Source organism: Kordia sp. E (assembly GCF_056033805.1).
In genome coordinates, this window is the sequence record NZ_JBRASR010000004.1 from 63,087 (window position 1) to 79,766 (window position 16,680).

Here is a 16,680-nt window from a genome sequence, read left to right on the forward strand (position 1 = left end):
TCAGATTTATAAAGTTTCTAAACAAAACTATCTAAGAAATGTACATGAATTCTGGTAAAGGGACGAATAACATAAAAGAGTTGACGAATGAAAGTAACGATCGTTATAGCATTAAAAATGCAGATCGAGACAAGTTTGCAATGTCACCTATTTGTGTGAAATTATTCAGTTATTTAAAATTCAATAATTATAATTTTATACTACTTCTCACGACTTTTTAGAACATTTACAATATCATTCAGCTTGAAGCCTTTTGCTTGAAGTAGTATTAAGTAATGAAACAACAAATCTGCACTTTCATCTAAGAATAAGTTGTCGTTGTCATCTTTTGCTTCAATCACAACTTCAACAGCTTCCTCTCCTACTTTCTGAGCAATTTTATTGATGCCTTTTCGATATAATGAAGCGACATAACTTTTTTCATCTCCTGGGTTTTCTTTACGACTTTGTATCGTGTTTTCAAGTTGATCAAGAAAACCTAAAGATGCTTTATTTTCTTCATTCCAACATGTATCTGATCCTTTGTGACATGTTGGTCCAATTGGATTAACCTTTATCAATAGTGTATCTTCATCACAATCATTTTGAATGCTTACTACATTGAGAAAATTTCCACTTTCTTCACCTTTTGTCCATAAACGTTGTTTTGTTCTACTGAAAAAAGTCACCTTTTGCTTTTCTAATGTTTTTCTATATGCTTCTTCATTCATATAACCCAACATTAATACATTCTTAGTTGTATTATCTTGAATGATTACAGGAACTAATCCGTCGTTATTTTTATTGAAATTGATGTTCATTTTTTATTTAGTATTGAGATATTAGTATTGAGTAATGAGGTTGCTCGTTTATTCGAAAATACTTTACAATTTAAAATTTAGCATTTTACATTTATAATTTCATAGTACTTCTCGATACAATTTTCTTCGAAAATCACTCGAAGTGACGTTTTGTATTTCTAAGTAGGTCTAATAATCTAAAACTCTAACAAGTCTAAAGTCTCACATTTATTCCGTTGCTCTTCAAGTTTTCTTTTAATTCAGGAATTCCAATTTCTTTGAAATGAAAAACGCTTGCAGCCAACGCTGCATCAGCTTTTCCTTCTATAAATGTATCTTTAAAATGTTTCATATTTCCTGCTCCACCAGAAGCTATTATCGGAATATTCACAATTTCAGAGAGTTTTGCCAATGCTTCGTTTGCAAAACCATCTTTTGTTCCGTCATTGTCCATAGATGTGAATAGAATTTCGCCTGCGCCACGTTGTGCTACTTCTTTTGCCCAATCGAATAGATTTAATTTTGTAGGAACTTTTCCTCCAACTAAATGCACAATCCATTCACCATCAATTTGTTTTGCATCAATTGCAACTACAATACATTGATTGCCAAATTTGGAAGCCAATTCATTAATTAATTCTGGACGTTTTACAGCTGCCGAATTGATAGAAACTTTGTCTGCACCAGCTTGTAATAAACGATCAACATCTTCTGTAGAAGAAATTCCGCCACCAACTGTAAATGGAATATCTACCTGACTGGCAACATCTAATACTAGTTTTTGCAATGTTTTCCTTCGTTCTTCCGTTGCCGAAATGTCTAAAAACACGAGTTCGTCAGCGCCTTCATCTGCATAAATTTTTGCTAGTTCTACAGGATCTCCAGCATCACGTAAGTTGACAAAATTGACACCTTTTACCGTACGTCCATTTTTGATATCTAAACAAGGAATGATTCTTTTTGTGAGCATGATTGTTTTATAATAATGTTTCTAGTTGTTTGAGTGAGATTCTGTTTTCGTAAATCGCTTTTCCGATAATTACTCCTTCACAACCTAATTCTTTTAGTTTCGGTAGTTCGTCAAATGTTGAAATTCCACCAGAAGCGATCAATTTTAATCTAGCATCACTTTGTTCAATAATTTTTTTATATAGATCAAATGAAGGACCTTCTAGCATTCCGTCTTTTGCGATATCTGTACAAATCACGTATTGTATGTTCTTTTTTAGATATTCTTGAATGAACGGAATCAATTCTTCATTGCTTTCTTCTTGCCAACCATTAATTGCAACTTTTTCATCCATTGCGTCAGCACCTAAAATGATACGTTCTCTACCATATTTTTGAATCCATTGTGTAAATAGTTCTTTGTCTTTTACGGCAATACTTCCGCCTGTTATTTGTTTTGCACCACTTTCAAACGCAACATGTAAATCTGAATTCGATTTTAATCCACCACCAAAATCAATCTTTAAATTTGTTTTAGAAGCAACTTGTTCTAAGATTTTATAATTGACAATGTGTTTTGCTTTTGCGCCATCCAAATCTACCATATGTAAATACTGAATTCCTGCATCTTCAAATTCTTTTGCTACTTCAAGCGGACTTTCATTGTATATTTTCTTCGTATCATAATCTCCTTTGGAGAGTCGCACGCATTTCCCGTCGATGATATCTATTGCTGGTATGATTCTCATTTTTTAGCTTTTTAGTTTTTAGGTGTTAGCTCTTGGTTTACGCTCTAATTTAAAATTCAACATTAATAATTTCAAAGCACTTCTCGATACAATTTTCTACTGAAAATCACTCGAAGTGACGTTTCTAAATACTCATTACTAATATCTCAAAACTATTTTACAGATTTAAAAAATTCTGTAAAATCAAGCTTCCTGCTTTGCTACTTTTTTCTGGATGAAATTGAACACCATAAAAGTTATCTTTTTGTAACGCAGAGGCATAGTTAATATCGTATTCGCTTTCTGCAATCATTTCTGATGATTTTTTAGCATAATAACTGTGAACCAAATACATATACTCATTTTCTTTTATTCCTTCAAACAAAGAACCATTTAGATTTTGAACTGTATTCCAACCAATTTGTGGCACTTTTACATTCTCCGAAAAACGTACAACTTCTGTATTAAAAATTCCCAAACCTTCCGTATTTCCTTCTTCAGAACTTTTACACATGAGTTGCATTCCTAAACAGATTCCTAAAACTGGTTGTGTTAGTGTTGGAATTACTTTGTCGAGCTTGCTTTCGCGTAATTTTTTCATCGCGCTACTCGCCTCGCCTACACCTGGAAATATGACTTTATCAGCATTTCTAATTTCCACTTCATTATTGCTCAAAATCGCTTCTACACCAAGTCGTTGCAATGCAAATTTGATGCTTTGTATGTTTCCTGCTCCGTAATTGATAATGACTACTTTCATTAATTTAGTATTGAGATTTTAGATATTAGTATTGAGATTTTATTGCTAGCCTGAAAACTAAGTAAACTGAGCGAAGCCGAAGTTTACATCTCAATTCTCATTACTAACATCTCATTACTCCATTTAAAGCATTCCTTTCGTTGAAGGCAAAATCATTTTTTCTACATCACGTTTTACAGCTGCTTTGATTGCTTTTGCAAATGATTTGAAAATTGCTTCAATTTTGTGATGTTCATTTGTTCCTTCTGCTTTGATGTTTAGATTCGCTTTTGCACCATCTGTAAACGATTTGAAGAAGTGATAAAACATTTCTGTTGGCATTTTTCCAATCATTTCACGTTTGAAATCCGCTTCCCATACTAACCAATTTCTTCCACCAAAGTCAATAGCTACTTGTGCTAAACAATCGTCCATTGGTAAATAGAAACCGTAACGTTCTATTCCTAATTTGTTTCCTAAAGCTTCTGCAAATACTTCACCTAAAGCAATTGCCGTATCTTCAATTGTGTGATGTTCATCAACTTCTAAATCACCTTTTACTATAATATCTAAGTCTAATTGTCCGTGACGTGCAATTTGATCTAACATATGATCGAAAAAGGCAATTCCAGTTTCTATGTTTGATTTCCCTGTTCCATCTAGATTTAAATCAATTTGAATTTTCGTTTCGTTCGTATTACGAGTTAGTGAAGCTTTACGCTCTTTTGCTTTTAGAAACGCGTAAATTTCATCCCAATCATTCGATTCTAAACCTATATATTCATCTAACTCAGAACGTTTTACCGTGATTTCATCTGTTCCCAAAAACGTTTCATCATTGATATAAATTCCTTTCGAACCTAAGTTTTTTGCTAATTCAATATCTGTTAAGCGATCACCTATTACAAACGAATTTTTCAAGTCATATTCTTCTGAAAAATAATCAGTTAACAAACCTGTATTAGGTTTACGTGTTGGCGCATTGTCTTTGGCAAATGTTCTATCAATTACGATTTTATCAAATACAATTTCTTCACCTTTTAACGTGTGCAAAATAAAGTTATGGACTGGCCAAAACGTATTTTCAGGATAGACTTCTGTTCCCAAACCATCTTGATTAGTAATCATAACCAATTCAAAATCAAGTTCTTTTGCAATTTTTCGCAATGCAGATAACGCTTTCGGATAGAACTCTAGTTTTTCAAAACTGTCTATTTGTTCGTCTGCTGGTTCTTTAATGATCGTTCCATCACGATCTATGAATAATACTCGTTTCATATTTTTAGTTTGTTTCTGTGACACTGAATCAAGTTCAGTGTGACGTTTCTTTTGTATATTTTCGTCATGTGAACATGATTCAGCATCACATAAATTGCTCTTATATTCTCGAAATTGTTAATAATTCTTCAATTAATCTTTTGTTTTCTAACTCGGTTCCAACCGTTAATCGTAAACAGTTTTCACATAATGGTTGTGTTGTTCTGTTACGAATTACAATACCTTTTTCTATGAGTTGATTGTATCGTGCATTCGCATCATCAACCTTTACTAATATAAAATTTGCGTCCGAAGGAAAGATTTCAGTAATGAAATTCACATTTTCCAATGCTTTTATTAATTGTTCTTTATTGTTTTGAATCTGTTGAATCTCCAATTGTACAGCATCCTGATTTTCAATACGTTCTAACGCATATGCTTGCGTGAGTAAGTTTACGTTATATGGTGGTTTAATGCGGTTTAGAACATCAATAATAGTCAACGAAGCATAACAGATTCCTAGCCTGATGCCTGCCATTCCATACGCTTTTGAAAGCGTTTGTGTAATGATAAGATTAGGAAATTCCTCTAGTCGATTCAACCAACTTTCATGACCAGAGAAGTCTATATATGCTTCGTCAATAACTATTATTCCATTAAATTCTTTGAGTAATTTTTCTACCGTTTTGTTATCAAAACTATTTCCCGTTGGATTATTTGGCGAACATAGAAACAGAATTTTACTGTTTTCATCTGCTACGCTTAATATTTCATCCGCTTTTGGTTGAAATGATTCGGTTAATAGTACTTTTTTTGTAGCTATATCATTGATTCCTGCCAGTACGGTATACATTCCGTAAGTTGGCGGTAATATGATGATGTTGTCCTTTTTTGGTTCGCAAAACGCTCTAAAAATCAAATCCAGAATTTCGTCACTTCCATTTCCTAAGACAATATTATCAGGATTACATTTTTTTACTTTTCCCAGTGCTACTTTTACAGCTGTTTGTTTTGGATCTGGATAGCGATTAACACCGTTTTCATACGGGTTTTCATTCGCGTCCAAAAAAACCATTTCGCTCCCTGAAGCTTTGTATTCGTCTCTTGCAGAAGAATATGGCTTGAGTGTTTTTATGTTATCTCTGATGAGAGAATTTATATTGAATGTTTGCATTTGTATTACTTTTTTTGATTCCTGCCTACGCAGGAATGACAAAATTTATTGTTTTAAACTTTCTAATCGTAATGTGACTGCATTTTTATGCGCTTGTAAACCTTCGGCTTCAGCCATTAATTCTATAGCGTTTCCAATATTTTGGATTCCTTTTGATGTAATTTTTTGAAACGTCATACTTTTTTGAAAGCTTCCTAAGTTTACACCAGAATATGCTTTTGCATATCCGTTTGTTGGCAATGTATGATTCGTACCTGAAGCATAATCGCCTGCGCTTTCTGGTGTGTAGTTTCCAACAAAGACAGAACCTGCATTTTGAATTCCGTTTGTATAGAATTCTTCATCATTTACGCAAATAATAAAGTGTTCTGGACCGTATTCATTGATTAATTCCAATGCAATTTGATCAGTTGAAACATATATTAGTTTTGAATTTTCAATAGCTTTTGTTGCAATTTCTTTACGTGGCAATGCTTCAAGTTGTGTTGCTACAGCTTTTTCCACTTCCGTGAGAAAGTTCTCAGAAGTAGTTACCAATAGTACTTGACTGTCTGTTCCGTGTTCTGCCTGACTTAGTAAATCAGATGCTACAAAGTCAGCATTGGCGCTTTCGTCTGCTACTACTAATAGTTCACTTGGACCAGCTGGCATGTCAATAGCAACTCCGTATTTTGTAGCTAGTTGTTTGGCAACGGTTACAAATTGATTTCCAGGACCAAATATTTTGTATACTTTAGAAATGGTTTCAGATCCAAATGTCATTCCTGCGATTGCTTGAATTCCTCCTACTTTATATATTGTTGTGATTCCACACAGTTTTGCTGTATATAATATCGCTGGATTTACCTTGCCTTCTTCGTTTGGTGGCGTACAAAGTATAATTTCTTCACAACCTGCTATTGTTGCAGGAACAGCTAGCATTAATATTGTTGAAAATAATGGCGCAGTTCCACCAGGAATGTATAATCCTACTTTCTGAATTGCTCTTTTTTCTTGCCAACAACGCACACCTTGTGTTGTTTCAATTTCAATTTTTGGCGTTTCTTGCGCTTTGTGAAATTTGGTAATGTTTGTTTTTGCGACAGAAATTGCATCTTTGAGTTCTTGTGTAACTTCAGCACTTGCAGCGTCAATTTCAGCTTGACTGATAACCAAATCATCTAGTTTTACATTGTCAAAGAAAGACGTGTACTTTTTTATTGCTTGATCACCATTTTTTTGAACTTCAGAGAAAATTTGCGAAACCGTAGCTTCGATATCATCTACTGTTTGTGTCGGACGTTCTAAAATTGTTGTCCAAGTTGCTGGTTTAGGGTTGAATATTTTTTGCATTAGAGTACCATTTTTTCGATTGGACATACTAGAATTCCTTCTGCTCCATTTTGTTTGAGTTCGTCAATTACGTCCCAAAAATCTTCTTTTTTGATTACTGAGTGTAACGAACTCCAACCTTCTTGGGCTAATGGAAGAATTGTTGGGCTTTTTAATACCGGCAAAATTTTGCTGATTGCTTTTATTTTTTCGTTTGGCGCGTTTAGTAGAATGTATTTAGAAGAACGTGCTGTTAATACAGATTTAATTCGGAATTGCAATTTGTTTAATATACTTTTTCCTTCTTCAGATATGTTTGGTGAAACTGCTAAAACCGCTTCACTTTTTAACATGACTTCTACTTCTTTTAAATTGTTTTTGAAAAGTGTACTTCCACTTGAAACTATATCGCAAATAGCATCTGCAAGTCCAATGTTTGGAGCAATTTCAACAGAACCATTAATAATGTGTAGTTCGGCATTGACACCTTTTTCTTTGAGATATGATTTTACCGTTTCAGGATACGAAGTAGCAATTCGTTTGCCTTCTAAGTCTTTTACAGAAGCATAGTTATCACCTTTTGGAATCGCTAATGAGACTTTACATTTAGAAAATCCTAGTTTTTCAACTATTGAGATATTTTCACCTTTTTCTATGAGTACATTTTCACCGATTATAGCAATATCAACTACACCGTCTCTAAGGTATTGAGGAATGTCGCCATTTCTAAGATAGAAAACTTCTAATGGAAAATTACGAGCGGAAGCTTTGAGTTGATCTATGCCATTGTCAATAGATATTCCGCAGTCTTTCAGTATTTTAAGGGAATCTTCGTTGAGTCGTCCCGATTTTTGAATTGCAATTTTTAACTTTTTCATTTTTGCCTTTTTTGCTTGAATTCAAAAAATTGGGCATTAAAAAACCCGTTTGATGAATTCAAACGGGTTTTTAATATATTTTGGATTACTTCAATACATTGTCAGCTCGCTTGATTGCCAGTATGAAAATGATGATGATGTAATTGAATAAATGTCATTTATCTGTTTTATTTGATGCAAATGTAATTAATATTTTTTATTGTTTACAAGTCTTTATTGAATTTATTTTTTTGCAGTTTATCGAAAATATGTGTTAATACGTTTATTTTTAATTTTTTAGATTGTAATATCTAAAATGAATTGTTAATTTTAGGAGCATTATTAGCCGCCCAACCTATGAAACATTTTTTTATTGCTTTTGTTCTATTTTGCACATGGCTTTATTTTGGTGTTAGATACTATGAATGCAACGTTAAGAATCTCTGTCAAGAGACTACCGTTGTTGTAGAACACCCCAAAATTGAAGTACCTAAACCTGTGGAAAAACCACTTACTTTTCTGCCGTTTTCCATTCAAAAAAATATTGCAGCTGTATCGATTATAGACAGCATTTCAAATCCTTTATATTCTTATTATGATTATTTAAACAAGAATCAGAAGAAAGAATTAGTGATTACTTCTTTTTTTAGTAAGGATGAAAACGGAACTATTGCACTTTCACGAAGTGAATCTGTTAAAAATGCACTTGCGAATTTTGGAATTAATACGGATCGTATTGTGATGCAGACAAAGCAAACTGAAATTAAGTTCTCTGATAATGATACATACGTTGAAGGATTTGCTTATGAATTTCAAACGATGTCTGAAGAGCGTATGCAAGCCATTGATAAAGGAATTGCTTCTAAGGTTTTGTATGCTGGATTTGGTTCAAAGACATTTAAACCTGATAATACTTTAAATGCATATGCACTTGAGTTGAAGAGTTATTTAGCCAAACATCCTAGCAAACATGTTGAAATTATTGGTCATACTGATAGTACTGGAGAAGCTGAAGCCAATTTATGGTATGGTGAGCAACGAGCTAAGAGTGTTATGGAATATTTTGTTTCTCAAGATATTGATGCTGCTAAATTAACGATTTCTTCTAAAGGAGAAACTGACCCCATAGCTCCAAATACTTTGGAAGGAAAACGATTGAATAGACGAATTGAAATTAACATAACTAATTGATTATATGCCACTTTTATTTTTACAAAACCTTGCCCCTGTTTCTAATTGGGAATATTTTGTTGTATTCGCAATCGGATTTGGTTGTTTTTTAATTGGCTGGATTTTTGCCAAACGCAAAACAAAACGTAAGTACGAAAAATTACTTGAAGAATGTGAATCGAAAAAAGCTGAAATTATTAATACCAACTATGCTCCTTCTGAAGGCGTTAGAGCTGTAAAAACTCGTGAACGTTCTGGAAAAGCTGTAGATTCAGATGATGCTACTGAAATTGATACTGAAAACTCACCTCTGAACTTTGATAGTTTTGGAGTTGCCGATGCTTCTCAAAAAGATGACTTGAAACGTATTAAAGGCGTTGGTCCTTTTATTGAAGAAAAATTGAATACGATTGGAATTTTTACGTTTGATCAGATTAGTAAGTTTACACCTGAAGATATGCAAACGGTAACCGAATTGATTTCTTTTTTCCCAGGACGCATTGAACGTGACGATTGGAAAGGTCAGGCAGGAGTTTTGATGAAAGGTGGCGATACAGATTTTAGTAAGCGATTAAGCTCGAAAGAGTAACTTTTACTGCTAGATTACTTAGATTAAAAATACAAAAAAAGGGAAACGATAATCGTTTCCCTTTTTGTTTTTTTATCTATCAGATTTTTATTGATTTCCTAGAATGATTGGCATTCCACTATCTCCTGAACCAATAACAATTATTTTACTGTTTGGTGATTCTGAAAGTTTTATAGTTGCCTCAATACCTTTGTCTTGTAGAATTTTGTCTGTTAAGGAAGCACTTAATATTTTATTTGCATCTGCTTTACCTTGTGCTTCAATGATCACTTTTTCAGCTTCTTTAGCAGCAGTTACTAATCTAAATTCATATTCTAACGATTCTTGTTCTTGCTTAAGTTTACGCTCAATTGCATCTTTTATAGTATTTGGTAATGTTACATCACGAACTAATACTTCATTTAACTGTACAAATTGCTTTGCTAAGATTTTTTTAGTTTCCGTAAATATTTCATCTTGAATAGCATCACGCTTACTAGAATATAATTGTTCTGGTGTATAACGACCAACTACACTACGTGCAGCACTACGAATTGCTGGTTTTATTACACGATCTAAGTAGTTTTCTCCTAAAGTTTGGTGTAAGTTTCCTAGTTCAGCATATACTGGTTGGTACCAAGCAGAAGCGTCAATTTGAATTTCCAATCCGTTTGAAGATAATACTTTCATTTTTTCGAATAATTCTTGCTGTCTTACTTCATATACATGTACTTTATTCCAAGGCGCTATGATATGAAAACCTTCTCCAAGTGGAGCTTCATCAGTAACAACTCCGCCATCAAATGTTTTGTATAATACGCCTGCTTGACCTGAATCAATTGTTACAGCTGATTTTGCAATTAGTATAATAGCTGCTATTGCTAGAATTAATAATGGTATTCCAATTTTCGGTATTTTATCCATGTTTTTAGTTTTTGATTATTTTTTTTGTGGTTTTTTCTCCGTTTGTAAATTCTATATTTAATATATAAACACCTTTTGAAAGTGAAGATACGTCAATTGTATTCTTTTTTAAACTTACTTTTATATATTCTCCAAATAAGTTGTTGATATGTATATCAGAAATGTCATTTGTTACATTGATTGTTAAAATTCCTGTTGTTGGATTTGGGTATATTTTCACTTCATCTATTTTCTCAGAGTTTTCAATGATAATATCTGCCTGTGAAGTTGATCTCGATGAACTAGACGAAACCATTTCAGTATGTGAGTAAACTAAAACTCCACCATCTGTATTTCTTAGCGTTATAAGTTCATCATTAACACTTGTATCATCAAAATTACCGCTTCCAAGAATATTTCCGTGTACTTGACTAGAATCAAAAGATTCTAATCCTAAACTACCTCTTGAATAGCTTCCATCTGTATTTTCAATCACGTAATATACTTTATAGTTTGATTCAAGGTCTCCATGCATGAGAATATCATCTTTTCCATCTCCATTATAATCTCCAACAGTTAGCGCTTGCCAATCATGGGCAGTTCCCCAACCTGTATTTTGTTCCACAACTTCAAACTTTTTAGTCTTTTGATTTAACGATAGCACAAAATATCCATTAGTTTGATTATCTGTCGAGTTTACTAAAACTACCAGTTCATCACCTGGCAAACCATCTATAATATTCCCAGAACTTATTCCTATAATCTTTGCATCAGAAGGTATTGCTGGAGTTAGTAATGTCCCTGAGTTGGTTTCTAACGATAGTAACGAAGTATCTGTTTCATAAGTTCGTGTTCCTGAAGTATTATGTGAGTATAGGAAGAGTTTTAAGTCAAAATTCCTTGCTATTACAAAGTCATCTTTTCCTCCAGTTACAAAATCTCCAGCAGCAGCATCTACACAATCAGAAGCTGGTCCAAAGCTTGTTGAGTAACCTATTTGGTTAATTGAGGTGCCTGAAACATCAAAAATATAAAAACCAATTTGTCCAGGCTCATTTGATACAGCAACAATTTCATCTTCATTATCACTATCAAAATTTCCTGTTGCTACATTTCTCCATTCAAAATTACTTCCGAAAGGACTAGAACTAGCAAAACTGTTAATTTTATGCGAAGAAATTATTTCCCCAATTCTAAAAGTTCCATCACTTTTACTAACATATACAAATTCTTCTACATCATCAGTGTCAAAGTTTCCTCCTGCTACTCCAGACCAATTTATTGTTGCATTATAAGTATGCTTTGAAGCTATTGGTGCAAATAATTTTTGTTTTGCGCACAAATAAGCAATTGATAGTGGAAAATCTAAATTTCCAGAGAAATTATCTCCAGAACTTAATGTTGGATAAAAACTTGATGTATTAAAATCATTCAGCATTTGATAAATCTTGGGCTCAGTTTGTGCATACATCATCCAATGACTATATAAATAGGCTCCTGGAGCTGTAGTATCAGACAAACCACTTTCTAAAGGATGAGTGTTTGTATTGTCTTTAAAATTCCAGTCACTATTTGTATTCATACCCGGAACATTATTATTCATCACACCATCATATAATTGAAGTACATCTATGTAAATATCGTTTAGCAAAGTATTTGCATATTCATCTATATCAGTAGCAGAAAAGTCACTTGTTAATCCTGCATTAAAACACTCATACGGGAACGTAACAGTAAGGGCACTATGTGAAATATCTTCTCGCAATGGATTACCTGACCTAACATCATCAGGGTATTCAGGATTTGTATGATCGGTTAATGCATTTGCTAAAGGATCTGGATAGCCCCAATAGGTCCATTGTTTTGCACCATTAACAATACTTGTATGATTTTTAATATGTGTAGCTAACTTGCCAATTCTGTCATCGTAAAATACATCATCAGTAGAAGTCAAATAAAGTTGCACTAAAACTCTTCCCATAGCTGACTGCATATTTATAGGATGTCTAGCTCCTTTAAATTTAAGAGGCACTGTAAGTTCTCCTGTACCTTCTAAATGTTCTCTATAAGCGCCATCAGAATCATCCCAAAGTCTTTCAAAATAATTAAAAGTATCTTTGGCAGCTGCTAAAAGATCATCAGCTGCGTCATTAAATGTTATAGATACGTTTTCTGTATAAGAATAATGAGGAAAAGTAGTTCCTTGAACACTAGGCGATGCTCCATTAATTATATTATAAAATTTTACAAATGTGTAGATAATATTTGCATTTCCAGCCAAATGAGGGATTTCTATACAGACTTCTTCAGGGCAAATAAAATAACTATTAGCATGCCAATCGTCATCTCCAGCATAACCTCCATATCTTGGACATGTAGAATTATATCGTCTAGTAGACCACGTAGGATTAGCCGTAGTAGTATCATGATACGTAGTAATAGCAGAAAGAGAAGCACCAGGAACACCTGTCCTATTATCATCTCTTCTATTAAAAACTTTATTAGCAAATTTTAAAAATGTTTGTAGGTATTGTGTATCGTTAGTACTTTCATACATCAATAGTAATGCTTCCATTTTAGCACTAACATTCCAATAATAAGTAAGTTGATCACCAGTATTAGCTGCAGAAACAAATGCCGAATCATCATACCCAGATGATACATCTATTCCACTAACTTCAAGAAATAGATCTTCATAATAATTGGTTGTTTGAGCATACGATAATGATGTACTAATTGATATAATTAGTAATAGTACTATTTTTTTCATGTAGTAATAGCTTTATATTAAACCATAATATTTTCTAGAAAACCACTCTAATGCAAGACATATGGCAATCAAGGCAAGTAAGTATTTCCAGTCTATCAAAGATACGACCTTTTCATTACTTTTTTCAATAGTCTTGAAGCGTGAATCATTAATTAATTCTAAAATTAATTGTTCTGAATTGTTATTTACATGAAATATTTTTCCATCCGATTTTGTTGCAATGGCTTGCAATCGTTTTGAATCAGCATTTAAGAATTGCTTTTCTATATCGAACTCTAGTATTTTGAAACTTCCCGATTTACGAATGTTCTTCCCTTCTGCTCTCACCGTAAAATCATATGATCCTGGTGGTAAACTATTTAAATCAACTGTATAAAAACCAGCATTTAACAACATTGGATATGTTGTCGTTGTTTCTGTATCTTTATTTTTGATGATTGCTGTTAGATTTGCATTTGCATCAAATTCATACGAAGGATTAAAGTATTGTGCTGTTAATTGAATTTCTCGATTTCCGTAATAGAATGATTCATAACCAAGCGTTAAACGTTCTCTTTTTTTGTTTGAAGCTAAGTATTGAATGAGTTTTCCTAAAAAGGTGTCAAATTCAATAAAACTTTCTTGTGCTAAAAAACTATGTGCACGCCATTTCCATATGTTTTCTCCTGTTAAAATTGCTGCGCGTCTGTTATCAACTGTGTACGTTGCTAGTAACGCTCCATTTGTGGAAACTCCAGATATTAATTGAGATAGAATGATTTCATTAGCCACATTAAATTCTACTTCTCCAAACGCATTTTCTAATGGTGGATAGTCTGAAAAGTCAATGTTATCAATTAGAAAGTTGTTATAGTTTGAGTTTAGTTGTCCTTGTACTTCTTCTGTCTCTGCCAAATCATCTTTTCGGAAATTTGATTGTATATCATTTAAGAAATTCCAATCCGTTTGTGTACCTGTAATTGTGAATGTGTTTTTTAATAATTGTTCACTTATTTCAAATACTTGCTGAAATTTTCGTGTTGGTTGATAGAAAATAACTAACTGATAATCATTTAGTTTACTTGAAGCTTCAGTTGGTTTTAAAATGTCTACACTACGTAACTCATTACTTTCCAAACTCTTTTTTAATGTTCCTAAATCTGGATGAATAATATCGGCTATAAGTGCAATTTTCACTTTTTGATCAATGACTTCAACTGCAAAATGTCGTGTATTGTTTTGCTTGTTTTTTTCCGTATTTAAAGGTGTTAATGTAGCACGCAATGTTTGTACACCAATTTTCGTTGCCGAAATATTTAGATTCACCACTTTAGAATTATCCGTTGGTGAAAAAGTAAGTTCTTTGCTTGCCAATCGTTTCCCGTTCGAGGATAATACTAAATTGGTTTGAATCGTTTCACTTCCTGTATATGTTGCAATGACTTCTACAGGAAATTTATTTTTTAGATATGCGTATTTATTCGCGTTAAGCTGATTAATTTTAAGATCAACATATGTTGTTGTATCTCCTGCTACGACAGGAAATATTGGTTGTTTTATTTCTGAAGATAGAAACTGGTAATCATTTCCATAGGTTTGATTTCCGTCTGTGATCAAAATGGTTGGCGCAATTGCATCTTCGTAAAGCTTGTTTACACCTTCTAATGCTTTACTAATGTTTGTTTGTTGTCCCTCAAAGTTAATGGAATCACTTTCAATCAATATATTCGAAAATGTATAGGTATCAATTTCAAATTTGTCTTGCAGTTCTTGTGCGTTTTGCAATGAGTTTACAAACGCTAATACTTTCGCTTCATATCCTAATTCTGTTATTGAAGAAGAATTATCAACTGCAATAATTAAATTTGGCTTTTCGTTGTAATAACTTTTTTGTTTAAATTTTGGATTGATTATTAAGAGTAGTAATGAAAATACACTTAAAAATCTCAAAAACGAAAAAAGCACTAATTTTTTAGTGCGTTTTTTCGTTTTGTAGTAGTAATGAAACAGCGCTATAAGTGCTGAAAATACTACTGCTATACTAATGTATACTATCGTTACTGTTTGCAATCGTTAGTTTTGTTTTGTTTTTATTATTTCAAACGAATTTAAAAAACGTTGAATACTAGCATTTTTATCTTTGTCTGTTAGACAAATTACTTGTGTAATGAACATAGAGTTTTCAACTAAATATGCATTGATATAGATAAATCCACCTTGCATTTCAATTTTAATACTTCTACCTGGATATCCGTTAAATTTAACTTTGTTGTCAAACACTAACTTTCCTTGTACATTTTTAACAGCTCCTTCAACAGCTCCGTCTAACACATTACCATTGTAATCATCATCTGCATCTTCGAATTGCTCTGCTGGATAATCTGAACGAATTACTGAATATACTGCATTGTCGTCGTCTGCAGTTGGTGCATGCATAATCATGTGCATGTCTAATTCTCCAACAGCTGTACTTACTTTTTGTACCGTTCGTTTTGGCTCTTGAGGAAATATAGCGCTAAAAGCTAAGTCTTCTGATTTGTACTTTGTCCAATCTTGTGCATTTACAGCACTAAATGACAGAAAAAATACTGTCATTACTAAAAATACTTGTTTCATATGTAATTATTGTTAAGTGGTTTTTACGTTAACATTCCACCATCAACATTGAGTACTTGCCCAGTAATATATGCTGACATATCGCTTGCAAGAAATACACATACATTTGCTACATCTTCTGGTGATCCACCTCTTTTTAAAGGAATGGCTTGTCTCCAACTTTTTACAACATCTTCTGGAAGTTTCCCTGTCATTTCAGTTTCTATGAAACCAGGTGCAATTACATTACTACGAATGTTTCTTGATCCTAATTCTAAGGCAACTGATTTAGAGAATCCAATAATTCCTGCTTTTGAAGCTGCGTAGTTAGTTTGTCCGGCATTTCCTTTTACACCAACTACAGAACTCATGTTTATGATAGATCCTTTGCGTTGTTTTAACATGGTGCGTTGTACCGCTTTTGTCATGTTGAACACAGATTTTAGATTGACTTCAATTACTTTATCAAAATCATCTTCTGTAATACGCATTAATAGGTTATCTTTTGTTATTCCTGCGTTATTGATTAAAACATCAATCGTGCCAAATTCTTTTAGCACGTCTGCAGCTAAGTCTTGTGATTGTTGATAGTCTGCAGCATTACTCTGATATCCTTTAGCTTTTACGCCTAAAGCATTCAGTTCTTTTTCTAGTTCGTTTGCAGCGTCTACTGATGAACTATATGTAAATGCTACATTTGCTCCATGAGCAGCAAATACTTGTGCTATTCCTTTTCCTATTCCTCTACTTGCACCTGTAATGATGGCTGTTTTGCCTTCTAGTAATTTCATGTGTTGTTCTTTATGTCTTTGTCTTTCACATGGAACATTCGTATAATCATTTTTTAGATGATTAACTTTTGTAATGAATGTTTCATTCGTTGGTTAGTTCTCGTTTTGCTG

At 33.0% G+C, this 16,680-nt stretch carries 15 protein-coding genes; 2 read left to right on the forward strand and 13 right to left on the reverse strand.

The window, feature by feature from the left end:
- Positions 1 to 200 precede the first annotated feature (200 nt).
- From hisIE to hisG, 8 genes are all read right to left on the reverse strand, one after another.
- A complete protein-coding gene (gene hisIE / locus ACUUYC_RS19745) occupies positions 201 to 800 on the reverse strand; it encodes a bifunctional phosphoribosyl-AMP cyclohydrolase/phosphoribosyl-ATP diphosphatase HisIE (protein WP_474268616.1) in 600 nt (199 codons plus the stop codon).
- A gap of 193 nt (positions 801 to 993) precedes the next feature.
- On the reverse strand, positions 994 to 1,749 hold the full coding sequence (hisF, locus tag ACUUYC_RS19750; RefSeq protein ID WP_474268618.1) for an imidazole glycerol phosphate synthase subunit HisF: 756 nt from the start codon (positions 1,747 to 1,749) through the stop codon (positions 994 to 996).
- A 7-nt stretch (positions 1,750 to 1,756) separates the two neighbouring features.
- Positions 1,757 to 2,476 (reverse strand): 1-(5-phosphoribosyl)-5-[(5-phosphoribosylamino)methylideneamino]imidazole-4-carboxamide isomerase, encoded by a 720-nt coding sequence (hisA, locus tag ACUUYC_RS19755; RefSeq protein WP_474268620.1) that lies wholly within the window; start codon positions 2,474 to 2,476, stop codon positions 1,757 to 1,759.
- Positions 2,477 to 2,633: 157 nt separating this feature from the next.
- Positions 2,634 to 3,215 carry an imidazole glycerol phosphate synthase subunit HisH gene (hisH, locus tag ACUUYC_RS19760; RefSeq protein WP_474268623.1) on the reverse strand — a complete coding sequence of 194 codons (582 nt, stop codon included), beginning with the start codon at positions 3,213 to 3,215 and terminating at the stop codon, positions 2,634 to 2,636.
- 123 nt (positions 3,216 to 3,338) lie between these two features.
- Complete coding sequence (gene hisB / locus ACUUYC_RS19765) at positions 3,339 to 4,472, reverse strand: bifunctional histidinol-phosphatase/imidazoleglycerol-phosphate dehydratase HisB (RefSeq protein WP_474268625.1); 1,134 nt, start codon at positions 4,470 to 4,472, stop codon at positions 3,339 to 3,341.
- A gap of 100 nt (positions 4,473 to 4,572) precedes the next feature.
- Positions 4,573 to 5,625, reverse strand: coding sequence for a histidinol-phosphate transaminase (gene hisC / locus ACUUYC_RS19770; protein ID WP_474268627.1), 1,053 nt, complete (start codon positions 5,623 to 5,625; stop codon positions 4,573 to 4,575).
- Positions 5,626 to 5,670: 45 nt separating this feature from the next.
- On the reverse strand, positions 5,671 to 6,957 hold the full coding sequence (gene hisD, locus ACUUYC_RS19775; protein ID WP_474268629.1) for a histidinol dehydrogenase: 1,287 nt from the start codon (positions 6,955 to 6,957) through the stop codon (positions 5,671 to 5,673).
- Positions 6,957 to 7,814 carry an ATP phosphoribosyltransferase gene (gene hisG, locus ACUUYC_RS19780; RefSeq protein WP_474268631.1) on the reverse strand — a complete coding sequence of 286 codons (858 nt, stop codon included), beginning with the start codon at positions 7,812 to 7,814 and terminating at the stop codon, positions 6,957 to 6,959. The genes hisD and hisG overlap by 1 nt, the downstream gene beginning before the upstream one ends.
- A gap of 477 nt (positions 7,815 to 8,291) precedes the next feature.
- Here hisG and ACUUYC_RS19785 point away from each other — a divergent pair, with 477 nt between their 5' ends.
- Together ACUUYC_RS19785 and ACUUYC_RS19790 are read left to right on the forward strand one after the other, a co-directional pair.
- Positions 8,292 to 8,984 carry an OmpA family protein gene (locus ACUUYC_RS19785; protein WP_474268633.1) on the forward strand — a complete coding sequence of 231 codons (693 nt, stop codon included), beginning with the start codon at positions 8,292 to 8,294 and terminating at the stop codon, positions 8,982 to 8,984.
- A 4-nt stretch (positions 8,985 to 8,988) separates the two neighbouring features.
- Positions 8,989 to 9,552: a hypothetical protein gene (locus ACUUYC_RS19790; protein ID WP_474268634.1), complete on the forward strand. Its 564-nt coding sequence runs from the start codon at positions 8,989 to 8,991 to the stop codon at positions 9,550 to 9,552.
- An 87-nt stretch (positions 9,553 to 9,639) separates the two neighbouring features.
- Here the strand turns inward: ACUUYC_RS19790 and ACUUYC_RS19795 are convergent, their stop codons facing one another.
- The 5 genes from ACUUYC_RS19795 to fabG are packed head-to-tail and all read right to left on the reverse strand — an operon-like array spanning position 9,640 to position 16,569.
- Positions 9,640 to 10,455, reverse strand: a complete 816-nt coding sequence (locus ACUUYC_RS19795) for a prohibitin family protein (RefSeq protein WP_474268635.1) — start codon at positions 10,453 to 10,455, stop codon at positions 9,640 to 9,642.
- 4 nt (positions 10,456 to 10,459) lie between these two features.
- Complete coding sequence (locus ACUUYC_RS19800) at positions 10,460 to 13,204, reverse strand: T9SS type A sorting domain-containing protein (RefSeq protein WP_474268637.1); 2,745 nt, start codon at positions 13,202 to 13,204, stop codon at positions 10,460 to 10,462.
- Positions 13,205 to 13,216: 12 nt separating this feature from the next.
- Positions 13,217 to 15,253 carry a VWA domain-containing protein gene (locus ACUUYC_RS19805; protein ID WP_474268638.1) on the reverse strand — a complete coding sequence of 679 codons (2,037 nt, stop codon included), beginning with the start codon at positions 15,251 to 15,253 and terminating at the stop codon, positions 13,217 to 13,219.
- 3 nt (positions 15,254 to 15,256) lie between these two features.
- Complete coding sequence (locus ACUUYC_RS19810) at positions 15,257 to 15,799, reverse strand: hypothetical protein (RefSeq protein ID WP_474268640.1); 543 nt, start codon at positions 15,797 to 15,799, stop codon at positions 15,257 to 15,259.
- 23 nt (positions 15,800 to 15,822) lie between these two features.
- Positions 15,823 to 16,569: a 3-oxoacyl-[acyl-carrier-protein] reductase gene (fabG, locus tag ACUUYC_RS19815; RefSeq protein ID WP_474268641.1), complete on the reverse strand. Its 747-nt coding sequence runs from the start codon at positions 16,567 to 16,569 to the stop codon at positions 15,823 to 15,825.
- Positions 16,570 to 16,680 lie beyond the last annotated feature (111 nt).